This window comes from Glaciecola sp. HTCC2999 (assembly GCF_000155775.1).
In the GTDB taxonomy this organism is placed as follows: domain Bacteria; phylum Pseudomonadota; class Gammaproteobacteria; order Enterobacterales; family Alteromonadaceae; genus Opacimonas.
In genome coordinates, this window is sequence record NZ_DS989810.1 from 76,682 (window position 1) to 99,458 (window position 22,777).

The following is a 22,777-nucleotide window of genomic DNA, read 5'->3' on the forward strand; positions in this document are numbered from 1 at the left end:
TAATGAACGTCACCATTTTTTTTAAGCGCCGTCTTTTATATTTAGAGGTCATTATCCATGTTCAGATTTGCAACTACAATTCGATTCTGTGTATGGATAATGTTCTTTGTTGTTTCGCTTACTTTACATCCTGCATTGAGTAAAGAAGGGGATGTGACTGATATTCCCACTGCAATTGATGAGATATTTCCTACTGCCACACGAATTGGTGAACTTGACCCTGACATTCCTGTTATTCCTATATACCAACTCAATGAATTATTGGGCTACGCATTTGAAAGCCAGCATTTTGCTAATTTTATGGGATTTTCTGGCGAACCCATCAATATTTTAATCGGGTTGGATCCTCAAGGTTTATTATTGGGACTTAAAGTTATTAAACATAACGAGCCTATATTTTTACATGGTTTAGGTGAAGGTCCTTTTTTTGAATTTGTTGAACAATATAAAAACCATTCAATACGTGAACGCTATATCATTGGCAGTGATGATAGAAGCTCACCAACTGCGACTTATTTTGATGGCATTACACGAGCGACGGTATCCGTTTTAGTGGTCAATGATACTATTGTGACCTCGGCTCTAAAGGTGGCCCGCGCTAAATTAGATGGCTTTGTTGCCCCAAGCAATAAAATACTAAAACCTGAGGCGGAAAATTTTGAACCGTTGAACTTTGATCAACTAGTAGAGCGTGGGTTAATTACACATTGGCAAATACCTTATACCGATATTGAAATAACCACCCAACTTAAAAGTGAAGTGGTTGCTGTCATTGACGATATCGATAAAAAAAGTGATTATTTTATCGATATGTATATGGCATTCATCAATATTCCATTAGTGGGTAAAAATCTACTAGGAGAAGATGAGTTCGCTCGTTTACAAGAAAATCTTAAGCCGGGTGAGCATGCGTTATTGATGCTCAGTAACGGAGATTATTCTTACGTGAATAATGAGTTTGTTCCACAGACGCCACCATCTAACTTATCATTAACTCAAAGTGGTTTTCCTACCGACTTACGTGATATTGATTTCTATAGTTTTTATGACCCTTCTTATATAACTGAATTACCTGATTATAAAGATATTCATATTTTACGTTTAAAATCACAATCAGGCTTTGAACTGAGTCGTGAAATGACATTTGGTATGGGCATCAACTACAAGGCGTCATTCTTTGACATCCAACAGCATATCTTTCCTTTATCTGTGACATTACCAGAATCCTTATTTATGCTAAATCCAGATGCCATTGTCGATGAACCAATGCCATTGTGGATGCGGATTTGGTTTGATCGAACGTGGATCATCGCGATTATCTGTTTATATCTTATTGGGTTAACAGTGATGTTTATTAAACAAACCGCATTGGTTAAACATGAGCAGGCAACACATTGGGTAAGAGGCGTATCTTTAATTTTTGTATTATGTTTCATTGGATTTTATGCACAAGGACAGTTATCTGTTGTGAATATATATACGCTATTATTAGCGCTATATAATGGCTTTAAAATAGAAGTGTTCTTACTAGATCCTGTAATATTCATTCTTTGGGTCTTTGTCTTTGTCAGTTTATTTTTGTTTGGACGAGGTTTATATTGTGGTTGGTTATGTCCTTTTGGTGCGTTACAAGAGTTTGCTGGAATGCTGGCTAAAAAACTCTCAATCAAACAAATTAAGATTAAACCGCAACATCATAAACTGGGTCAATCTCTTAAGTATGTCATTTTAGTTGGATTAGTGGGCAGTGCTTTCATTTCGTTAAATATAGCCGAGCAACTAGCTGAAATAGAACCGTTTAAGACCTCTATTACATTACATTTTGTTAGAACATGGCCATTTGTTATTTATGCGGTGTTGTTACTGCTGTTAAGTATGAAAATTCATAAAGTGTACTGTCGTTATTTATGTCCATTAGGTGCTGGCTTAGCGATATTAGGTCGTTTCCCTTTATTTAAATGGCTAAGACGCCGTGATGAGTGTGGTTCTCCTTGTCAGTTATGTAAAACAAAAAAATGTGAGATAGATGCAATCAAATCGACGGGTGAAATTGATTATGGTGAATGTATTCAATGTCTCGAATGTGTGGTAACAATTGAAAATCCAAATATTTGTGTGATTGATAAATACAAAGGTAAAAAGGGCTCATCTCGGCGACCAGCAAACGGTGTTATAACCGTTAAGCCGATATAACTTCATAAACCATACTAAAGTAGTAATTTAATAGCATTTGATTTACTTTATATTTACAACTTAATCATACAAGTATAATTAGAAAAAATGTCAATCAGTACTACTGCTATTACACATGCTAATGACCCTCACATTGCGTGTTTAGAATTAAAAGCTCAAATAAATTTACAGCAAGTCAGTACACTTATTTTTTATTGTTCATCTTCTTATGAATTAGATTCACTAGCTTATAATATTAATCATCATTTTCCTGAACATGAATGTGTAGGATGTACAACTGCTGGAGAGTTTGCAGCACAAGGGTATGAAAATAATTCGATAGTTGTGTTGGCTTATCATGATAGTCATTTTGCAATTCAAACAACATTAGTAGAAAACTTGACGTCATTTAATTTATTAGATGCACAGAAGATCATGAATACGCTTAAAGACAAAATGAAACCTAAAGCGATCGCACCATTAGCAACTCAAAGTTTTCTGTTTTCTCTAGTTGACGGTTTAGCATCGAAAGAAGAGGATTTCTTAATTACTTTTGATAGCTGCAGTGAAGGTTTACCTCATTTTGGCGGTTCTGCAGGTGATGGTCTTAACCTAAATAAGACATATGTATTTTATAATGGTCGATTCCGAAATTCAGCCGCCATCATTATGTTAATTAATACGGTACAAAAATTTTCCGTTTTTTCAGTTGATCATGTTAAAAATTCCTTAAGTAAATTAGTGGTAACAGATGCAGATCCTAACACTCGACAAGTCTTTGAGATTAACGGAGAGCCTGCTGCATCGGTATATGCTGATTTATTAGGTTTAGATGTCAATGATTTGGAACATGAGGTATTTTCTTTACATCCAGTAGCAGTGAAAATTGCGGGTAATTATTATATTCGTTCCATACAGCGAGTGAATAAAGATTTTTATTCTTTATCTTTTTATTGTGCAGTTGATATTGGTATTGTGCTCAACGAGGTTGAATTACTTGATATCAACCAACCTTTATTACAGAAACTAGAACACATCAAATCTAGTCTTGGTAAACCGCATGTAGTGATGGGGTGTGACTGTTTTTTAAGACGTTTAGAAGTCGATTCAAAATTACAATCAAACGAAACTCAACAAATACAAGAACAATTTAAATTGGTAGGTTTTAATGCATATGGTGAACATATTAATGGCTTACATTTAAATCAAACATTTACGGGCGTGTACATAAGCCAGGAACCTTATGAATAAGCCAAAGCAAGAATCATATATTGACGCTCAAGCCGAAATAGCTGCGCTCAAAGCTGAAAATGAAAAGTTACAAAAAATTAATAATGCATTGATTTTTAGAATTGAAGAGGGCCATGATAATAACGCGGCATATGCTTCCTTTGAAAGTTCGGTGCATTTAGCGCTTCAAGTTAATTTAAAAACCCATGAATTAAATCAAGCGCTTGCTGATTTACAAGCTCTTAATCAGCAACTCTCTAAAGCAAACCAAGATGCAAACTTATTTCGTCAACGTTTTATTGACGCGATTGAGAGTATTTCAGAAGCATTTGTCTTACTCAATGACCAAGGTGACATTGTATATCAGAATAACCACTTTAAGAGATTATGGAAAAATACCGAATTAAGTTCTTTAGTGGGCTCTAATTATTATGAGCTAAAGGCACTTGGTAAGTTAAAAGGGATCATCTTAAGTGTCACCCCCAATAGTGATGAAAATAATGCGGTATACCATTTAAATAACAATCGTTGGTATCAGTTAAATGAAAAGCGCATCCAAGATGGAGGGATGGTGTTACTATTTACTGATATTACTCACATCAAGCTTGCAGAGACACGGCGTTATGAAAGAGCAATCGCGCAAAAAAATACGCTCCTACAAAATCTTATTGATAATCTTTCACAAGGTGTATTGTTACTTAATAATAATGAAGCACCGGAAGTTTGGAATGCTAAGTTTGAGCATTTTTGTGAATTATCACATGAGAATATACAGAATGTGTCACAGTTACATGAATTTAATAATATTACAGAGGTTTTTTTATACCCTTCACGCGAGATGAATTTTCATATCCAAGAATTAACTAATGGTAATGTGATTGAAGTACGTCGGCATTTTATCAGTGATGGAAGAAGTATTATTACTATATCCGATATTACCGAACAGCATCGCTATGAACAATCTTTACGAGAAAGTGAAAATTGGATTAGAACCATAACGGATAACGTCCCAGCCATGATTGCTTATGTAAATAAACAAAAGCAATTTATGTTCACTAATAAAGTATATAACCAATGGTATGGTGATCCTGGACAGGAGTTAATTGGTCAAGATCTAGAGGCAAGTAATTTATTTGACGATTGGGAACGGATATCAGTTTTTGTTAATCGCGCACTTGATGGTGAAGTGGTCTCTTTTGAAAGTAAAGAAACCAGTGTCACCGGTCAACAAAGTTATTTGCAGAAATCTTATGTACCCAACGTCAATAATAACGGCTCTATCGATGGTTTTTTTGTATTAATCAATGATATTACTGATCGTATTAATGCGGCACAAGCATTACAGAGTGCAAACTTTGAATTAGAAGAACGAGTACAAATTAGAACGCGGGCATTAGAAAGTGAAGTAGAGAGCCGTAAACAAGCTCAAGAACGTTTGTCAGAGGCAATCATATCGGCAAAAGAAGCGACAGAATCAAAATCTAAATTCCTTGCGGCAGTTTCCCATGATCTGTTACAACCCTTAAATGCGGCACAGTTATTTGCAGCTTCATTGTTTGGCGATTTCAAAACATCAGAAAAACCTTTATTAAATTCTATTAAAAGTTCATTAAATGATTTAGAAAACTTAATTGTTACTTTAGTTGATATTTCTAAATTAGATGCGGGTTTAATCAAACCTGATATTCAAGTGTTCCCACTTAACTCTCTGTTATCCAATATCTCCGCCGATTATGAAAAAATATCTTATGTACATGATGTGGAATTTACGTTTATACCTACTCAATTATATGTCAAGTCAGATAGTTTATTACTTGCGAGGATTTTAAGAAATTACTTATCCAATGCTATTCGCTATGCTAAAGGAAAAAAAGTAACACTAGGTTGTCGTCGTCGTGGTAACAAAGTTGAAATACAAGTTTTAGATACTGGCGTAGGCATTGCACAAGAAGACTTGCAAGAAATATTCAAAGAATTTAAACGTCTAAAGGGCACTGTCCAAGCTCAACAAAGTTTAGGTTTAGGATTAGCAATCGTAGATAAAATGTCGAAAGTCTTAGAACATGATATTGATGTGACTTCAAAGCTAGGTCAGGGTTCGTGTTTTTCTGTAAGCCTACCCATCGTATCATCCTCAGAATATTATCAACACTCAGTATCTGAACCATCTCAGCCTCAATCGCTTAATGGTGCTCGGATATGGGTCATTGATAATGATCCTAACATTTGCGATGCAATGGATGTATTACTCAGTGCATGGGGTTGCGAGGTAGAGGTTGCGACATCATTAGCAGTTTTAGAAGATAGTATTAGTGTAGAAGAAAATTGTGACCTATTAATTATAGATTATCATCTAGATAATGAACAAACGGGGATAATGGTAAGCCAGGAAATAACCACAAAACGAAAAAGTAGTATCCCAACAATTATGATCTCGGCCAATTATTCTCAATCTCTTCAAGAAGAATGTAAACAAAATGGGATCATATTACTGAACAAACCCGTCAAACCATTAAAATTACGTATGACGATGCAACAATGTTTATGTTAGAAAATCTAGCGTTTTAAATATTGGTCAAAATCAATATTAGCACTACCCACAACCACTTTAACTCGATTAGAAGCACCCAATTTCTTTAATATTGATGAAACATGTGATTTAACTGTGGTTTCTGAAATGTTCATTTCATATGCAATATACTTATTGGCTTCACCCTGGGTTAAATATTTTAAAACCATTAACTCTTTTCTCGTTAATAATTGCATTTTTTCAGGTAATATTTCAAAGTCTTTATTTGTTGCGGTGCTTTGTGGTTTTATTGGTGAGCGAATTAAATCAGATGGTAAACATACATTACCATTAAAAATAGATTCTAACGAACTGGTAATAGTATCAACCAAAGACGATTTAGAAATAAAGCCTACAGCACCATAAGAAATAGTTTGTAATATTTGTTGTTTTTCGTTTTCCGCAGATACAATTACGACGGGTAGGTTAGGGTATTCGTTTCTAAGCTCTAATAAACCATTAAGTCCAGACGTACTGGGCATGTTTAAATCTAGCAGTACTAAATCTATGTCAGTATGCTGACTAATATAAGTTTTGGCTGATTCAATTGAATCAGCTTCTATACAAGAAGAACCGGTAAATTTGTCCGCAATTATGCCTGTAATTGCCTGTCTAAAAATGGGGTGGTCGTCTACGATTAATAACTTGTACATAACATCACTTTCACAGTTTAATAACAGATCAGATGATAGCATATTTAAATTCCTTTCGGTGCTTTTTAATCGCTTAAATATCATAGATAAAATATAAAAAGGGTGCCATTAAGACACCCTATAATTATTTTATTTATATTTATCAATGTTCATATTAAATATAAATTATCTTAGAAAGTGACAACAGTACCAATTGAAAAAGTACCATTATCTTCTGCAACCGTAGATACAGAATTTTCTGATTCTGTATTATTATATTCAGCTACTAAAATAACGCCTGGACGAACTGTTCTGAAATAACCCAGTGCGAAGTTTGAGTGTTTCGTCACACCAGCAGCGGGTGCTGACTTATCTAGATTTTCGGTTTCACCCGAAGAAATAACAAAACGATTGGCACCTGTAGTATATGAGGCTTGAACTAAATAACCATCAGATTCATTTGATTCAGCACCCACGACATGATCTAAGCCTGCAACATGACCTAGACCTTCTGAAGAGTATCCTGATGCAGTGAGTGATATACCAGAAAATTTCACATTAACACCGTAGCCTAGACCTGATTGATCTTGATCTACACCCTCGACTTCACTTGATTGTGATACGCCATTCACCCAAAATTTTGCATCCATACTATCCATTGATGCAGCATATACTGCTTCAAATTCAATTCGAGGAGTATCTTCAGAAGAACCCGCAGCAGCTTTATTCGGATCCATAATACCAACAGCAAGACTCAAACCATTCATATCATTGGTACGATAAGTAATTTGAGATTTCGGGAACGGGTAAGAATAACCGGTTGAAATGTTACCAAATGATACATTACCACCATCAACAAGACCAAAGGTATCAGATGTTTGACCGTAGCCTAACAATAACTCATCACCAAGGATGTTGGTACGGTTAAATAAACCAAAGTCTTTACCTAAAGTTAAAGAACCCCAATCCCCTGATAATTTTGCATAGAATTGACGTACATCAATCAATGAATTAGTACCTAATGCGTTTGCACCACGGTTTAAATCAGTATCATTAACACTGACCCAAAATGAAGAACGTACTTCAATTTTCATATCATCTAACTGCTTTCCATAGCCGAATCCAATATTATTCGGTAAGAAACCCATTTTTACACGAGATTGGTCACGACTGGTAACATCGCCGGCGGCATCTGTCGCATCAATACTAGAATTAACATAGAAGATGTTGATTAAACCATCAGCTGAGAATGTTGTACCATCGTTATTATAGATTTCAACAGCAGCATTAGCAGCTGTTGAACTTGCTAATATAGCCGTAGCGATTAAACTTTTTGTTAAAATATGTTTCATAATTGCGTCCTAATGTATGTTTTATGTTACTGAAATGACACAATACTGTGAAAATCAACATGACATAATTCCACATATTACGGAATTGTAAGGTTATTTAGACATGCACTTTAGCGCTAGGACTTTAGGAGGAGGGAATTACTACTTTACGAGTTCTCAATAGCTAAACACTGTATGATTTAAGTAGTACTCCCTGATAGTATGTTGGGGTGACTCTGTAATATAGCTGCTTTCATCTCACTGATATTGTTATCTTCAATACTCGATGAACGTGTGGGCTGATATTGATGAACGATTCTTGATGGGCGATGTGATAAAAATAAAACATTATCGGCTAAATACAAAGCTTCCGATAAATCATGCGTGACAAATAAGATAGTCGTGCGATGTAGCTTTGCTAATTTGAGTAATACATCGCGACATTGTTGCGCAGTGGGAGCGTCGAGTGACACAAAGGGTTCATCTAAGAGTAAAATAGTGGGTTTGACTGCAAATGCACGAGCAATACTCGCGCGTCTCTGCATTCCTCCAGATAATGTACTTGGGTAACAATGACTATGTTCTGCTAGTCCAACATCTGCAAGCAGCTGATAGATCTGCTCAGGTACTTCATTTGGTGTGACTAACGCAATGTTATCGTAGACATTCAGCCATGGTAATAACCGCGGTTCTTGAAAAATATAAGCGAGTCTTTTTTCATTTGGATATTCTACATGTATCGCATTATTATTAGGGTATAGACCGGCAACGCAGTTAAGAAAACTACTTTTACCACAACCAGAGGGACCAATAATGCATACCAACTGCTGCTCTGGAACAGCCAGTTCTATATGCTCAATGACGTACTTGTCATGGTCAAAAGCGAACTGATTAATGTTTATTGATAACGCCGGTTTATCGTCCACGTTGTACTCGCTTATCAAAGGGTTTGAAACAGACTAATTCAATTAAAAATACCACAGTAATAAAGGCCATGGTGTACGCTAAAATCCCTGCAATATCAAAAAATTGAAACATACTGTGCAATGCAAAACCAACACCATCACTGCGACCTAATAGTTCCACCACTAGCACGATTTTCCAGATTAAGGATAAACCATTCCGTGCAGCAGCTAAGAGGAAGGGATAAAGTTGAGGCAAATAAATATACCGTAAATAACGAAACCAAGAAATATTATAAACCCGTGCCAGTTCTGTTAATTTAGGATCAGTGGTACGAGCGCCTTCGCGCAACATTACCGCTACTGTTGGTATTTTATTGATCACCACGGCAGTGATAGCGGCCGCTTCAACTAATCCAATCCAAATATAAGAGAGAATAATAACCACCAGTGCAGGTATATTTAATAATATGATTAAGACACTATCGGTGATGATATTGAACCAGGCTCTAGCTCCCATTAATATACCCATGACACTACCTAATAGCATGGCCAGTGTAAAACTGATCCCAACACGGGTCACAGTAATAAAAACATTGTTAAGCAAGTCGCCTTGAGACGCATGATAATGAAAAGCGGCCAGTGTATTGATAAATGATGGGAAGTCAGGAGAGTCTAATCCCATTGCTAGTAATTGCCATCCTATCAATAAACACAAAAACACACTAATTTTGATCAGTGTAGTTCGAGCAACCAAAGAAACTTGCGCGGAGCTTACTGTTGATTTTGCCATATCTGCTTAGCCTCGGACCAATAGATATTTGGATCAAATGACGTATCTTGACCTAAGAGTTCATGACCACCAAGCCCTTGATAAACTTCAAATAGCTGCTGAGTTGCTTTGACCTCGCTCTGAGTAAATGTTGTCAATAATGTGTTAGGGTAATGTGATTGTAGAGTGTGAAAGACAGTATTATTTTCTGCTTTGGTTAAATGTGCAATCCGATCCCATTCACTAGGATCTTCAGATAATTGACGTTTAGCAGCGAATGATGCATGTATAAAACTCTTTAAGAGTTTGGCGGATTCTGTCGCGAATTGTTCTTCAAATACCCAACCTAATAATGGAATATCAGTAGTAATCCCCAGAGTAGATAACATGGTTGTTACTGGAAGCACGACATGCATGCCAGCAGCCTCAAGACGTGCATTATAGTGCCAAAAGTTAATACTGGCATCTAATTCACCAGCTAACATGAAGCGATTAAGAAGTGGCGGAGCTGCAAATTTAGCCTTCAAGTGTTTCGATAGTTCAAATCCCTGTTGTTTAGCATAGGCTTGTAGGAGCAACCAGTTTTTATCGACTGAACCACCCGCCACTCCAATAGAGCGTTGTTGACCATCAAATAGGGAAGCGAGGGTGTTCTTAGTTGCTGTATATACACCTCCTGTTGCTTTTACCGTTGGCATAAGGACATAGGGTTTACCCTGACTGCGTTGCCGGCTCACCCAAAACAAATCCGTCATGATGATATCCACTGCGCCACTTTGTAGCGCGACAGCCGATGCATTTTTACTGGCGAATGGACGTACTTCAAGCTTGAAGCCATTGAGAATATCAAGCTTATGATGTTTGATTACATCCATCTGCCAATTGATCGTGCCAAACTTTAAGACACCGACTTTAAGAACCGGCAGTTCGCTCGATGTCTGTGCGTAGGTGAGGTTTGGAGTAAGTCCAAAGATGAACCCACAGCATACGGTGAGCCATATAAATACACATATTCCTCTTAGCCACAGGTTCAGTGAATTCATCATTCCCCTTAGAACCTAAATTGACTGTTAATTGACATCATGCGCGGATGGCCAACACCAATGAAGTAGGGCGAGTCAATCTCCGGATAAATATCCTCTAACACTTCATCTGCTTCACCATAGGTACCAAAGGTGTCGTATTCATGATCTAAAAGATTATCTACACGGACGGAAATCGTCCATTGATCAGTTACATCATAGGTAGAATAGGCATTAACTAATCCATACCCATCAATTTGTTTATTTTCATTGGCTTCATCACCGCGATAATATTGTTTTGAGGCATAAATAAACTGAACACCGGCTAACCAATTATCCGAAATAAAGTATTCCCCAGCTAATTTAAATTGATGGGCGGGCTGACCTGGTATGGTATCACCTGGTGTCACTTCACGATCTGGGCCTAATGGATTCATTGGGCTGAATGAGGTGAAATGTGATTCAAATGTAGCCGCTAAATAATTATAAGAGCCGCGTAATGAGTAGTTTTCAAATTGACGTGAAGCAGATAACTCTGCGCCTATACGCTGAGTTTTATCAATATTAATGAAATATCCGCGCGATGAAGTTGTGCCAGCTTGCTGAAAAATAATGTCATCCAAACTGTGTGAAGCAAACACGGTAGCATTATATGCTAGCGCATTTAGTTGTCCAGAAAGTGACGCCTCAACGGTACGCGTAACCACGCGTTCAAGTGGCGGATCGGCCACAAACCCATTAGGTAAGCGGCATGGATCATTTTCATCAGCACAACTTAGTTCTGCCGGGCTAGGGACACGAGTCGACTGTGCTAAAGACACATTGAATCGAGTATTGTCATCGATTTGTATATCCATACCAATGGCAGGATTAAAGCTGATAAACTTATGATCGCCATCTAACGAGCCTTCACCATCAGCCAACGTATCGTTCATTAATATATGATCACGGTTGTAGCGCAATGCCATATTTATCGTTGTATTTTCTGTAAGTTGACTCACATTAGAAACGTATAAGAAGTCTGATTGAGTATCAACTAAGAGTCTTACTCTAGCTTCAGCATCCATGATCCCATCAATCGGAATAACAGTGCGAGTATCTGTTGCAGTTTCATTTTCTAAGATACCAAATGTAGTGTCAGCCGCATAACTGATATCACCTTTAATTATTCCACCACCATAAATAGTGGTGGAGGGCTGTCCCCACAAAGTATGTTCATGGATCAGTTGAGCCGTTGCGCCCATGCTTCTGTTGATTGCACGACCTGTATTGTAAGTACCGTCAACGTCATTAGGATCAATGGAAGAAATATCACTAAATGCCAAGTCGTCATAACCAACAAATTCCACTATCTCAAAATCATCCGCGTCAGGGATTATACTGTCATCGTCGTTGCCATCCTCATTGTCGACAATTTCATTATCGCTATCTGCATTGTCGACAATATCTACATCTTCATCATCATCATCCATTTCACATAAGGTAATAGCACCAGTATCTAAGGCACATGCCCCAAAATCACTGTCATCACCGTTAATAGACGTTGTGGTATTTTCACGTGCAAATAGATTAATAACCAAATTCAATGAGTCATTGATATCGGTATTAATATTTAATGAGACAAAATTAAGTTCGTTATTGGTTTGATCAGGATGCGTGTAAACGGAAGAGCGAGACTCAAAAGTCGGTAAATCTTCTGGGATGGCACCATTACCTAATAATTCGTTTTCGACATGCAAGAAACTCACATCGACAAGAGTTTCCCCATTTTTATAAGATAAGGATGAGAATAATTGCTTCACATCACTAGGGGAAAAATCTCGCCAGCCATCTTCTTGATATTGATTAACCAGTGCATAGTACGCCCAATTGCCTTGATTACCGCCAGTTTGTAATGACCATTCTTCACGTCCATATTGACCTATAGAGACATTGAGCTCGGTATCGTCGTAGGTAAATCCGTTTTTAGTATTTAATGCTAAGGCACCGCCTAATGTGTTTTGACCAAATACGGGATTGGATGTTGAAAACAAGACTGCATTATCTAATGCTTCCAATGGAACCAGATCCCAATTTACTGTGTCGCCAAAGGGTTCGTTCACTCGCGTACCGTTTAAATATACGGATAATCCTTGGGGTAAACCTAATAATGGGGATGCGGTAAAGCCACGATATTGCACATCGGGTTGGAAGGGATTATTTTGCACATCATTAATATTCACGCTAACTAATTGATTACGTAAAATTTCAGCTAATGAGCGGTTAGGGAGCTTATGTAATGCGTCACTATCTAATGATTGCGTTTGGCCAATAATAGAGCGTGTGTCGCTTAGTTGGCTTAGCGGGTTTGCTCCAACCACGACAATCTTATCGATATCATTAAAATTATCATTAGTTGTTTTAGCATTAATTTGAAAAGCGATACACAAACAACAGGTAAGATAACGTTTTTGCATTACATACACTCATTTTTAATAAAATATTAACAAATTCAATAATATAGAAATTTAAATACTAATCAAAATAGAGATTTATAAATACAAGTAAAAATATACTTAAAAAACAAGGGGTTAAATATTTATTGCTGTTCATTATCATTCTAAAGTATGAGTCAATTATTTATAAAGAATGAGATGATTTAATGGTGAAGGTATAGACAGCGAAGTGCAAATAGGCATTTAACATCTATATTGTCACTATATGTCGAAATTCTGTGTCGGTTATGTATTGTGAGATATATATTCACGCTCGATTTGTTTCAAAATCGACGTAAATCCTTTGCTACCATCAATGGTGAACTTTTTATCTATTAACCAACCAAGTAAGGGGATCTTAATATGGCCTTGTGACTGCCAGATCACTTGAGTTTGTGAATTACTTAGTGAGGTTAGCATGATACTGCCGACATCATGTTGCATACTGACTGGTTTACTTGCTTCAATATGGTAATCCATACGATTAGGACGTTCAAATACGGTAATGCGCTCCATAAATTGTAATGGACCGACATGAATTTCTCTTAGCGCACCTAAACCATTATGTTCCGTATTACCAGGCTCGACAACTGCTGCATAACGTACAGCTTTAAACCGAGTATAAGCACCATGCTCACTGATAGCTTCAAACAGATAATCAATGGGGACGTTTAAGGAGAGATTCACATTAATACCAAACATATTGAAACCTTATCTAATCATTAAGAGTGTAGAGTAAAGATATTATCATTTTATACTTAATTTAACATAATATACATTATGCGAACTTTAATGCCAGGTAATATGAAGACACTTAACGTGACTTAGACTTATTCCCCGCACACCGTTTTGAGCAATACTTCACATTTTCCCAATTCTTTTCCCATTTTTTACGCCAATTAAATGGACGTTCACACACAGGACACATTTTTGATGGCAGTTCAGATTTTTTCATCCACTAGACCATGTCATTATTATCTAGTTTTATTAAGAATGTATCTGCATCGGCCAAGGCATTATTCAGTTTTTCTGGCGCCATTTTATCCATCGTGCGATAAATCATGCCCATACGATGATTATTGGCTAATGATTCACGATGACGATATAAAAAATCCCAATAAAGATAATTAAACGGACAAGCCCCTTCACCTGTTTTGGTGGTGACTTTATATTCGCAATGCTTACAATAATTAGACATCTTATTGATGTATGCACCACTTGCTGCATAAGGTTTACTGGCGAGCATGCCACCATCTGCATATAACACCATACCTGATACGTTCGGTAATTCTACCCATTCATACGCATCGCCATAGACGATTAAATACCATTCATTTACTGCTTTTGGCGATAAACCAGCAATCAGCGCAAAATTACCTAGCACCATTAAACGTTGAATATGATGGGCATATGCGTTTTCTTTAGTATCTTTAATACACTGAGATAAGCAATTCATCTTTGTTTTGCCTGTCCAAAAAAAATCAGGTAATGCTCTTTGCGCATTTAAATGATTGTGCTCAACATATTCTGGCATTTTGTACCAATACAAGCCTCGCACATACTCACGCCAGCCAATAACTTGACGGATAAAGCCTTCAACGGAGTTTAATGGGATCGCAGGTAATGTATCGTCATGTAAATGGGTGTAATACACATCTTCAATACGTGCCACGATCTCATGCGCAGTCAACAACCCAGAATTGAGGTAAAATGATATGTGTGAATGGAATAGCCAAGGCTCATCTTGGGCCATTGCATCTTGGAATTGACCAAAATTCACTAAACGTTCAGCGATAAATTCGTCTAATACGATAAATGCTTGTTCTCGTGTTACGCCGTAATGGAAATCAGCAAAATCACCAAAATGATCATTAAATTCGGTTTTGACTAACTCAATGACCGTTTGGGTAATGTCATCAGGTGCAAACTGAGTGTTGTTAGGAATATGTATATCTTTGGGTAATTTAGCACGATTATCGGCGTCATAATTCCACTTACCGCCCTCGGGTTGACCGTCTTGGATCAAGCAGTTAAGCTTTCGACGCATCTCCCGGTAAAAGAATTCCATGCGTAACTGCTTTTTGCCATCCGCCCATTGAGCAAATTCCTCAATAGTGGCAATAAAACGGTCATCAGCACGGATATCTACATCAACTCCCAACGTGTCAGACCAACTAAGCATGTCTTGGTGAACACGGTACTCGCCAGGAAAAGTACAAATGACTTGGTCACAGTCATACTGTTTGAGTCTATATGCCACTTCCGCCTCTAGAGAGCCTTGATTATCGTCATCAAGATATTGTGTGTAATGAACTTTATAGCCTAGCGCTATTAACTCTTGGGCAAAGTGACGCATCGCTGAAAATAAATAAATAATTTTCTTTTTATGATGCTTAACATAGCTAGCCTCTGAACGTACTTCGGCTAATAAAATAACATCATGTTCTGCATCAATACCTTGCAACGCTGCGACCGTATGGGTGAGCTGATCAGCTAAAACCAACCGGAGGGATTTCAATGATTTATCACTCATATCGAATTGGCTTCTTTAGTCACTGCAAACGCATCAAGCGCTCGCTGGCGTGATACCTTTAAATCAACAATGGGTTTAGGATAATTATGACCCAACACAATATTACAAGCTTGCAGTATATTACTAGGCGCTTCCCATGGTTTATGAATAAATTTAGGCGGTAATAGGCGTAATTCTGGGCAGTAATGCTTTACATAGTCACCCTGCTTATCAAATTTCTCACCCTGAAGTATAGGATTAAATATTCGGAAATACGGTGATGCATCCGCACCACTGCCTGCAACCCATTGCCATGATGCACTATTTGCTGCCATATCAGCATCTAACAAACAATCCCAAAACCAACGTTCTCCTTCACGCCAATCAATCAAGAGGTTTTTCACTAGAAACGATCCCACAATCATACGCACTCGATTATGCATATAACCTGTTTGATACAGCTCACGCATGCCAGCATCGACTATAGGTATACCTGTATTACCAAACTGCCATGCTTTAAGTTCTTCTGGAGAAGAACGCCATGGGAAAACATTAAATTTTGATGAGAAATTTTCGGTTTGAATATGTGGAAAATGAAATAACAAGTAGTGACTGAATTCACGCCAGCCTAATTCACTTAGATACGTGTCGGCATGCTCATTTTCTGGATCATCTTTGAATGCATCCTTGATAGCGTACCAAACTGTGTTGACCGAGATCTCACCAAAATGTAAGTGGGGTGATAATAAAGATGTACCTTTAACCGCAGGTAAATTACGATCCTCACGATATCGCCCTGCTGCTTCTTCTATATATGTAGCAAGGCGGTCTTTAGCCCCCTGCTCTCCTGGTTGCCATTGTGCCGCTATTGTGTCGTACCATTGAATTGATGGCATTAACTTCAACTCATCTAAAGTCAATGGCTCAAAGATATTTGTCGAATTAATCCTCGTTGCCCAGGGTAGATGTTCAGGTATGGATTCAGGATAACGTGGCGCTGAGCGGGTTAAACAGCCCTTACGATAATACGGGGTAAATACTTTATAAGGCGTATTGTCTTTTTTGAGCACCTGCATCGGTTCCCACAACAAATGTCCATTACAGGATAAGACCTCGACACAATCTTTTAATGTCGCCTTAATGTGTGAATCACGCGTGATTTGCCATGGCTCATATCCGCGGTTCCAAATGACATGAGTCGCGTCATACTGATTGATTAACGACTCGATGATGGCTAAAGGGTCTCCTTGGAATAACTGGAGATGTTGACCCGTCGAGGCTGACAGCGACGCTAATGATTGATGCAACCACCACTGCGATGCTTCTCCAAGCTTTGCTAAATCAGGCGCTGAGGTGTCATGTATAAAGATAGGTAATACAGTGCCATGCTCGCCAGCAAGCTCAATAGCACGATACAAGGCAGGGTTGTCATTAAGACGCAAATCGTGGCGGAACCACATGATCACAAGAGGATGAGACATAGATAATTATCAGTGGATGAACAATACCTTTTTTACTGCTTGAAGGCTGATTTTGTTCAGTATTCTATGAAATAAATATTAAAAACAGCAATCTATTCAGTCACTCATAACGTATTGATGTTTTCTAAATATTTTCTTGAGGGTATTATGAACAACGGGCTTTATTGGTTTGAACATGATTTACGTTTAGCAGATAACCTTCCATTGCAACAGACCATTGCACAAATTGACCAATTACATTGCATATATATCTTTAATGCTGCGGATTTTTCAACGACGAAAAAGAAAGGTGCAGGCCAGTTTAACCAGCGTCATATGGGACAACATCGATATCGCTTTATCCGTCAAGCGTTAGATGATTTACAATCACAGTTACACACTTTCGGTCAGCAATTGCATATTTATTATGGTGAACCACTCGATATCATTGAACAACTAAATACGCAGTTCAATTTTACCCATATTGGTAAGCACTTTCATACGGGCGTGTATGAACGCAACCTAATCTCTGCACTCAAAATACAATATCCAAACAAGACTATCATTAATACCAACAGTTACACCTTGTATGATATTGATGATCTGCCCATGAGTATTGAAAATCTACCCGATGTATTTTCACCGTTTCGTCGCAAAGTAGAAAAATTTTGTGAAGCGCGGCTACCTGATAACGCATTACCTGTTTCTTTCCCACCGGTGGTAGTCGCCGAGCAAAACATGCCAGACGAACTTCCTGCAATACAAGTCTGTGACAAAAAACTACTTGCCAAGAATGAAACGGTACAACGTCTTATTGGTGGAGAATTAAAAGCCAAGGAACAAATGCATCATTATACCTACGGCACACAAGCACTCAGTGAATACAAAGAAACTCGTAACGGCTTAGAAGGATGGGAGTTTTCTAGCAAGCTTTCACCATGGTTGGCTGCTGGGTGTATTTCTCCGAGACAAGTAGCCGCCGCTATAACCGAATATGAAGCTCAACATGGTGCTAATGATTCAACCTATTGGTTATTCTTTGAATTGCTGTGGCGTGAATTTTTTCAATGGCAACAACTTAAACACGGCAAAGCGTTATACCATCGCAATGGGATCCAACAAAAATCACCACGTGGTTTCCATAATAAAAAAGTGTTTGAAGATTGGGTCAATGGTGATACCGCTTACCCAATTATTAATGCTTGTATGCGACAGTTAAAATATACCGGGTTTATGTCTAATCGTGGCCGTCAATTAGTCGCGAGCTGCTTTATTCATGAATTAGGCTTAGATTGGCAATACGGCGCCGCTTATTTTGAAGAAGCTTTGATTGATTTTGATCCAGCTAGTAATTGGGGTAACTGGCAATACCTGGCCGGCGTGGGGAGTGATCCTCGTGGGTGTCGTCAATTTAATTTAAACAAACAAACGCAAACCTATGATCCACATGGTGAGTTCATCGGATATTGGGCGGACTATGCGCCCAGCACTTGATATTGTTTGGTTTAAACGTGATTTACGCTTACGTGACCATGCACCCTTGTGTCGCGTGATGCACAATCCAAGACCGATATTATTATTATATATATTTGAGCCTGATCTTATCCATGACCCCCACTACTCCGAACGCCATTGGCGGTTTGTGGTCCAATCATTAGTAGATCTGCAAGCTCAATTAAGCGAATTTCAAACTCAAGTTTTGGTATTACAAGGAGCTGTTCAAACGGTATTTGATACTTTACTGAGTCAATGTGATATCGGTAATGTGTATAGTCATGAAGAGATTGGCATTGAACTCACTTATGTGCGTGATCGTGCCATGCAACAATATTTTCATCAACACCATATTAAATGGACTGAAACGCCCTATTCTGTAGTACGTCGTGGATTAAATCATCGGCAAGATTGGTCAAAGTATTGGCATGAAATGATGGAGAAACCTTGTGATGATCCTGATTTAGCTGCTATTCCATTTGTAAGTCAAACAATGGTGGAGCAGTTAACCCACCAAGCTTTGGCTATTCAAGATATTGAGTTACCTACTCCTCAATGGTCTGAATCTCATCCTAACTTTCAAATAGGAGGAGAAAAGCGTGCATGGCATACTTATTATTCATTCCTCGATCAACGTGGTAAATCATACGCTAGGCATATATCTAGCCCGGAGTTATCTAGAAAAAGCTGTACCCGGCTATCGCCATATATTGCTTGGGGGAATATCACCATCAAGCAAACTTATCAAAAACTGGATACGCTGAATGAGGCTGACTATCAGGGATGGAAACGGGCATTATCTGCTATGGTATCTCGTCTGCATTGGCATTGTCATTTTATTCAAAAGTTTGAAAGTGAATGTGCAATGGAAATGAGACCAGTTAATCATGCTTATCAGGCTTACCCCTATGAAATTGATCAAGATGTGATCTCACGCCGATTAAAAGCATGGAAGACTGGAACAACTGGCATTCCCATAGTGGATGCCAATATGCGTGCGGTGATTGCGACTGGCTATATCAATTTTAGAATGCGAGCGATGTTAGTCAGTGTCTTATCACACCATTTTAATTTAGATTGGCGTTTAGGCGTTAAACATTTAGCCGCACAATTCTTAGATTTTGAACCTGGTATTCACTATCCTCAATTTCAAATGCAAGCTGGCGTGACAGGAACTAACACCATCAGATTATATAACCCCATAAAACAGTCTCAAGAAAAAGATCCTCAAGGTCGATTTATAAAACAATGGGTACCTGAGCTGAGAGAATACCCCGATGATATGGTGCATACTCCATGGGCTATTAGTCCAATGGAAAGACAACTATTTGGAATTGATGAAGCTGGAGAATATCCAACACCCGTCGTTGATATTGAAGATGCTGCAAAAATGGCTAGAGACAGATTGTGGTCATTTCAAAAACGGCCAGATGTTGCAAAAGATGCGCGTCGAATTTTAAAAAAACACATCGTACCGGTCAGTCGCTAATCTATAAATCATTATCTTCTAAATATTGGTTCAACATACGTATCTGCCCTTTTTTGTAGGCTGCATAGGTTATGCGTAACGCATTTGATAATACTTCAGAATCCGACCAGCTGGTTTTATCCAAGATTTCTTCATAACATGTTAATGCTTGGGGAGTCACATAACCGCGCACCATTTTTTTGCCTAAGGCTTTTTGTTTTTCACGAAACCGTTTCTGTTTTTCAGCGTTCGCATATGGATTTTTCTTGCGCATATTCTTTCCTTTCTATTTTAAGAACGACATACGTCATAGGTAATTATTTACTATACAAGTGTAACTTATGCTGATGCTTGTCGAAAAATAATGAAGCTATTTTGTACTTAATTTAATCAATGCACAACAATTGCCTAGATAAAGGTAAAAAATACATGAAAAATAACTGTTCAGACTTGTTAAGCGTACAAGTGTTCGCTAAATTACGCACTCAATAAAAAGGAAAAAAATTATCATGACATTAGACCAAAATAGTTATACCAAAGAAGAATTATTAGCATGTAGCCAAGGTGAGCTATTTGGCGAAGGAAATAGCCAACTTCCAGCCCCTAACATGTTAATGATGGATCGCATTGTCTCTATTACAGAAGATGGTGGAGAGCACGGCAAAGGCGAGATTATTGCTGAACTAGATGTGAATCCTGACTTATGGTTTTTTGCTTGTCACTTCCCTGGAGACCCTGTCATGCCTGGTTGTTTAGGTTTAGATGCAATGTGGCAACTAGTAGGATTTTTCTTAGGTTGGTCTGGTGGCCCTGGTAAAGGACGCGCTTTAGGGGTGGGTGAAGTCAAATTTACCGGTCAGATTTTACCTACAGCTAAAAAAGTCACTTATAAAATCACAATGAAACGAGTGATCAAGCGTAAATTATTCATGGGTATGGCTGATGGTTCAGTAGAAGTAGATGGTCGTGAGATATATGTAGCTAAAGATCTAAAAGTAGGTTTATTCCAAGACACCAGCGCGTTCTAATCACTTACTAAACACAGATATAAAAAAAGCTCCCATATGAAGTGACCCCTTAAACTTGGACACTTTATTAAGCAGCTTTCAAGGCTTGATTTCGGTACTCTACCGGACTCAGGCCTTTTAGTTTTAGCTTAATGCGTTTGTGGTTATAGTAATGGATGTATTCATCAATTGCTTTAATGAGTTCATCCGCGTTTTTAAATTTCTGTCTATGATACATTTCTGTTTTTAATACACCAAAGAAGCTTTCAGCGACCGCATTATCCAAGCAGTTACCTTTACGGGACATGCTTTGCGTTAAGTTTTTATCTGCGAGCATTTGCTGTATTCCTTTGTGCCGATATTGCCAACCTTGGTCAGAATGGAACATCGGTTTATCATCCGTTTCCAAAGTGTTTAACGCATCTTTTAACATATCACTTACTAGTGGCAAAGTAGCATTTTTAGCTGTGCGATACGCGATAACTTCGCGATTATACAGGTCGATGACCGGAGATAGATACACTTTCTGGCCGTGAACGTTAAACTCAGTAACGTCTGTAACCCACTTTTGATTGAGTTGAGTTGCTTCAAAATCACGGTTCATTAGCTCTTGTTTGGATTGTCTGCGTCGTGACGATAGGAATTATAACGTTTCGGTCGCACGGTAGACTTCAATCCAAGTTGCTGCATTAAACGCTGCACCGTTTTATGGTTGATATAGTGACCATGTTGTCTCAACGTATACATTATGCGGCGGTATCCGTATCGCCCTTTGTGCTCATGATAAATCGTTTTTATACATGCTTTGACATCCGCATATTTGTCAGCAGCACTGACTCTAGCAACATGATAGTAGTATACACTGCGTGCCAGACCTAATATCTCTAGCAATAACGGAAGCTTACACCTTGCCTTTAACTCTATCGCGACTAAGACTTTTTCTTGGTTTGAGTGCGCTTTTGTTGAGCTAAGGCTTCTAACTTTTTTAAGACAGCGTTCTCTGTACGTAGGTACTCGAGCTCTTCACGTAGTTCTTTATCCGTCATCGCTTGAATTGATTTCGTTTGTTTGCCTACGGCTTTATGCTTCACTTTTCGACCTTTTGGTTTGGGATGCAGTCCAGATAACCCATAAGCATCAAAGTCTTGTTGCCAACGATATAAAATACCTGGAGAAGATAATTTAAATGTAGCACTGGTATATCCAAGTGACCAAGCATTTTCATGCATGGCATTAAGAATAGACAGTTTGATACTGGCAGAAGCATCAATAAGTGGTGATATTAATCCGCTAGGACCATGTATAGAATAAATCTGTGCCCAGTAACGTATTTGGCTTGAGGAAACATAGTACTCTTTGGCCAGAGAATACGATGAGTCGCCGTTTAGTGCGCATCGAGCCAACATAACTTTAAATGCTGGTTGATATTTTGATTTGTACATAAAAAACCCCCGAAGGTTTTGTCTAGCTTTCGGGGGTCACTTCAATAAGGAGCTTTTTTTATATCTGTGATATGTCATCGCATGCCAAAGGTGGATATTCGATCTTCAACAGCTTCTCGCCACCCGCCTAGCCATTCTGACCTGGTTTCGGATGCTTGAAATGGACAGTTCTCTTTTGCTCGGCCAGCGATACCAGCTTGATAACCCTTTGAGTGGGCGCGTGTCGCTTTGTCCCTTTTTTGTCTTTTCATTTTCTAACCTTCTGTTGCGAAATAAAAAATGTTGCTGAC

Annotated in this window: 21 protein-coding genes; 6 read left to right on the top strand and 15 right to left on the bottom strand. The window is 38.2% G+C overall.

What is annotated here, in order from left to right; translation table 11 throughout:
* The first annotated feature begins 99 nt into the window (after positions 1 to 99).
* From G2999_RS00435 to G2999_RS00445, 3 genes are all read left to right on the top strand, one after another.
* The gene (locus G2999_RS00435; RefSeq protein ID WP_010177610.1) at positions 100 to 2,193 is read left to right on the top strand and encodes a 4Fe-4S binding protein; all 2,094 of its coding nucleotides are present in this window, start codon (positions 100 to 102) and stop codon (positions 2,191 to 2,193) included.
* Between the two features lie 87 nt (positions 2,194 to 2,280).
* Positions 2,281 to 3,423 (top strand): nitric oxide-sensing protein NosP, encoded by a 1,143-nt coding sequence (nosP, locus tag G2999_RS00440; RefSeq protein WP_010177613.1) that lies wholly within the window; start codon positions 2,281 to 2,283, stop codon positions 3,421 to 3,423.
* The gene (locus tag G2999_RS00445) at positions 3,416 to 5,953 is read left to right on the top strand and encodes a NahK/ErcS family hybrid sensor histidine kinase/response regulator (protein WP_010177615.1); all 2,538 of its coding nucleotides are present in this window, start codon (positions 3,416 to 3,418) and stop codon (positions 5,951 to 5,953) included. The genes nosP and G2999_RS00445 overlap by 8 nt, the downstream gene beginning before the upstream one ends.
* A 5-nt stretch (positions 5,954 to 5,958) precedes the next feature.
* On the opposite strand, the gene G2999_RS00450 is transcribed toward G2999_RS00445, so the two are convergent.
* The 10 genes from G2999_RS00450 to G2999_RS00490 all read right to left on the bottom strand — a co-directional run bounded on the left by G2999_RS00450 (position 5,959) and on the right by G2999_RS00490 (position 17,097).
* On the bottom strand, positions 5,959 to 6,624 hold the full coding sequence (locus G2999_RS00450; protein ID WP_029257294.1) for a response regulator transcription factor: 666 nt from the start codon (positions 6,622 to 6,624) through the stop codon (positions 5,959 to 5,961).
* A gap of 170 nt (positions 6,625 to 6,794) precedes the next feature.
* On the bottom strand, positions 6,795 to 7,955 hold the full coding sequence (locus G2999_RS00455) for a porin (protein ID WP_010177619.1): 1,161 nt from the start codon (positions 7,953 to 7,955) through the stop codon (positions 6,795 to 6,797).
* A 179-nt stretch (positions 7,956 to 8,134) separates the two neighbouring features.
* Positions 8,135 to 8,860: an ABC transporter ATP-binding protein gene (locus tag G2999_RS00460; protein ID WP_010177622.1), complete on the bottom strand. Its 726-nt coding sequence runs from the start codon at positions 8,858 to 8,860 to the stop codon at positions 8,135 to 8,137.
* Positions 8,850 to 9,629, bottom strand: coding sequence for an ABC transporter permease (locus G2999_RS00465; RefSeq protein ID WP_010177624.1), 780 nt, complete (start codon positions 9,627 to 9,629; stop codon positions 8,850 to 8,852). Before G2999_RS00465 ends, G2999_RS00460 begins: the two co-directional genes overlap by 11 nt.
* A complete protein-coding gene (locus G2999_RS00470) occupies positions 9,611 to 10,651 on the bottom strand; it encodes an ABC transporter substrate-binding protein (protein ID WP_232222385.1) in 1,041 nt (346 codons plus the stop codon). The genes G2999_RS00465 and G2999_RS00470 overlap by 19 nt, the downstream gene beginning before the upstream one ends.
* 8 nt (positions 10,652 to 10,659) lie before the next feature.
* Entirely contained in the window at positions 10,660 to 13,086 is a 2,427-nt protein-coding gene (locus tag G2999_RS00475; RefSeq protein ID WP_010177628.1) for a TonB-dependent receptor, read from the bottom strand.
* Between the two features lie 264 nt (positions 13,087 to 13,350).
* Complete coding sequence (locus tag G2999_RS00480; RefSeq protein WP_010177630.1) at positions 13,351 to 13,806, bottom strand: SRPBCC family protein; 456 nt, start codon at positions 13,804 to 13,806, stop codon at positions 13,351 to 13,353.
* A 112-nt stretch (positions 13,807 to 13,918) separates the two neighbouring features.
* Positions 13,919 to 14,059, bottom strand: coding sequence for a DUF2256 domain-containing protein (locus G2999_RS12740; RefSeq protein WP_010177632.1), 141 nt, complete (start codon positions 14,057 to 14,059; stop codon positions 13,919 to 13,921).
* 3 nt (positions 14,060 to 14,062) lie between these two features.
* A complete protein-coding gene (locus G2999_RS00485; protein ID WP_010177634.1) occupies positions 14,063 to 15,637 on the bottom strand; it encodes a cryptochrome/photolyase family protein in 1,575 nt (524 codons plus the stop codon).
* Positions 15,634 to 17,097 (bottom strand): deoxyribodipyrimidine photo-lyase, encoded by a 1,464-nt coding sequence (locus tag G2999_RS00490; RefSeq protein WP_010177636.1) that lies wholly within the window; start codon positions 17,095 to 17,097, stop codon positions 15,634 to 15,636. Before G2999_RS00490 ends, G2999_RS00485 begins: the two co-directional genes overlap by 4 nt.
* 147 nt (positions 17,098 to 17,244) lie before the next feature.
* Here G2999_RS00490 and G2999_RS11480 point away from each other — a divergent pair, with 147 nt between their 5' ends.
* Both G2999_RS11480 and G2999_RS00500 read left to right on the top strand, forming a co-directional pair.
* Positions 17,245 to 18,570, top strand: a complete 1,326-nt coding sequence (locus G2999_RS11480; RefSeq protein WP_010177638.1) for a DASH family cryptochrome — start codon at positions 17,245 to 17,247, stop codon at positions 18,568 to 18,570.
* Positions 18,554 to 20,059: a cryptochrome/deoxyribodipyrimidine photo-lyase family protein gene (locus G2999_RS00500; protein WP_010177640.1), complete on the top strand. Its 1,506-nt coding sequence runs from the start codon at positions 18,554 to 18,556 to the stop codon at positions 20,057 to 20,059. The genes G2999_RS11480 and G2999_RS00500 overlap by 17 nt, the downstream gene beginning before the upstream one ends.
* Before the next feature lies 1 nt (position 20,060).
* On the opposite strand, the gene G2999_RS00505 is transcribed toward G2999_RS00500, so the two are convergent.
* Entirely contained in the window at positions 20,061 to 20,312 is a 252-nt protein-coding gene (locus G2999_RS00505; protein WP_010177642.1) for a hypothetical protein, read from the bottom strand.
* A 235-nt stretch (positions 20,313 to 20,547) separates the two neighbouring features.
* On the opposite strand from G2999_RS00505, the gene fabA reads away from it, so the two are divergent.
* Positions 20,548 to 21,066, top strand: coding sequence for a bifunctional 3-hydroxydecanoyl-ACP dehydratase/trans-2-decenoyl-ACP isomerase (gene fabA, locus G2999_RS00510; protein ID WP_010177644.1), 519 nt, complete (start codon positions 20,548 to 20,550; stop codon positions 21,064 to 21,066).
* A 67-nt stretch (positions 21,067 to 21,133) separates the two neighbouring features.
* On the opposite strand, the gene G2999_RS12745 is transcribed toward fabA, so the two are convergent.
* From G2999_RS12745 to rmf, 4 genes are all read right to left on the bottom strand, one after another.
* Entirely contained in the window at positions 21,134 to 21,649 is a 516-nt protein-coding gene (locus G2999_RS12745; RefSeq protein ID WP_010177646.1) for an IS3 family transposase, read from the bottom strand.
* Entirely contained in the window at positions 21,649 to 21,936 is a 288-nt protein-coding gene (locus G2999_RS12750; RefSeq protein ID WP_198006070.1) for an IS3 family transposase, read from the bottom strand. Before G2999_RS12750 ends, G2999_RS12745 begins: the two co-directional genes overlap by 1 nt.
* Positions 21,937 to 21,974: 38 nt before the next feature.
* On the bottom strand, positions 21,975 to 22,487 hold the full coding sequence (locus G2999_RS00520; protein ID WP_010177648.1) for a helix-turn-helix domain-containing protein: 513 nt from the start codon (positions 22,485 to 22,487) through the stop codon (positions 21,975 to 21,977).
* 74 nt (positions 22,488 to 22,561) lie between these two features.
* Positions 22,562 to 22,738: a ribosome modulation factor gene (rmf, locus tag G2999_RS00525; RefSeq protein ID WP_010177650.1), complete on the bottom strand. Its 177-nt coding sequence runs from the start codon at positions 22,736 to 22,738 to the stop codon at positions 22,562 to 22,564.
* Positions 22,739 to 22,777 lie beyond the last annotated feature (39 nt).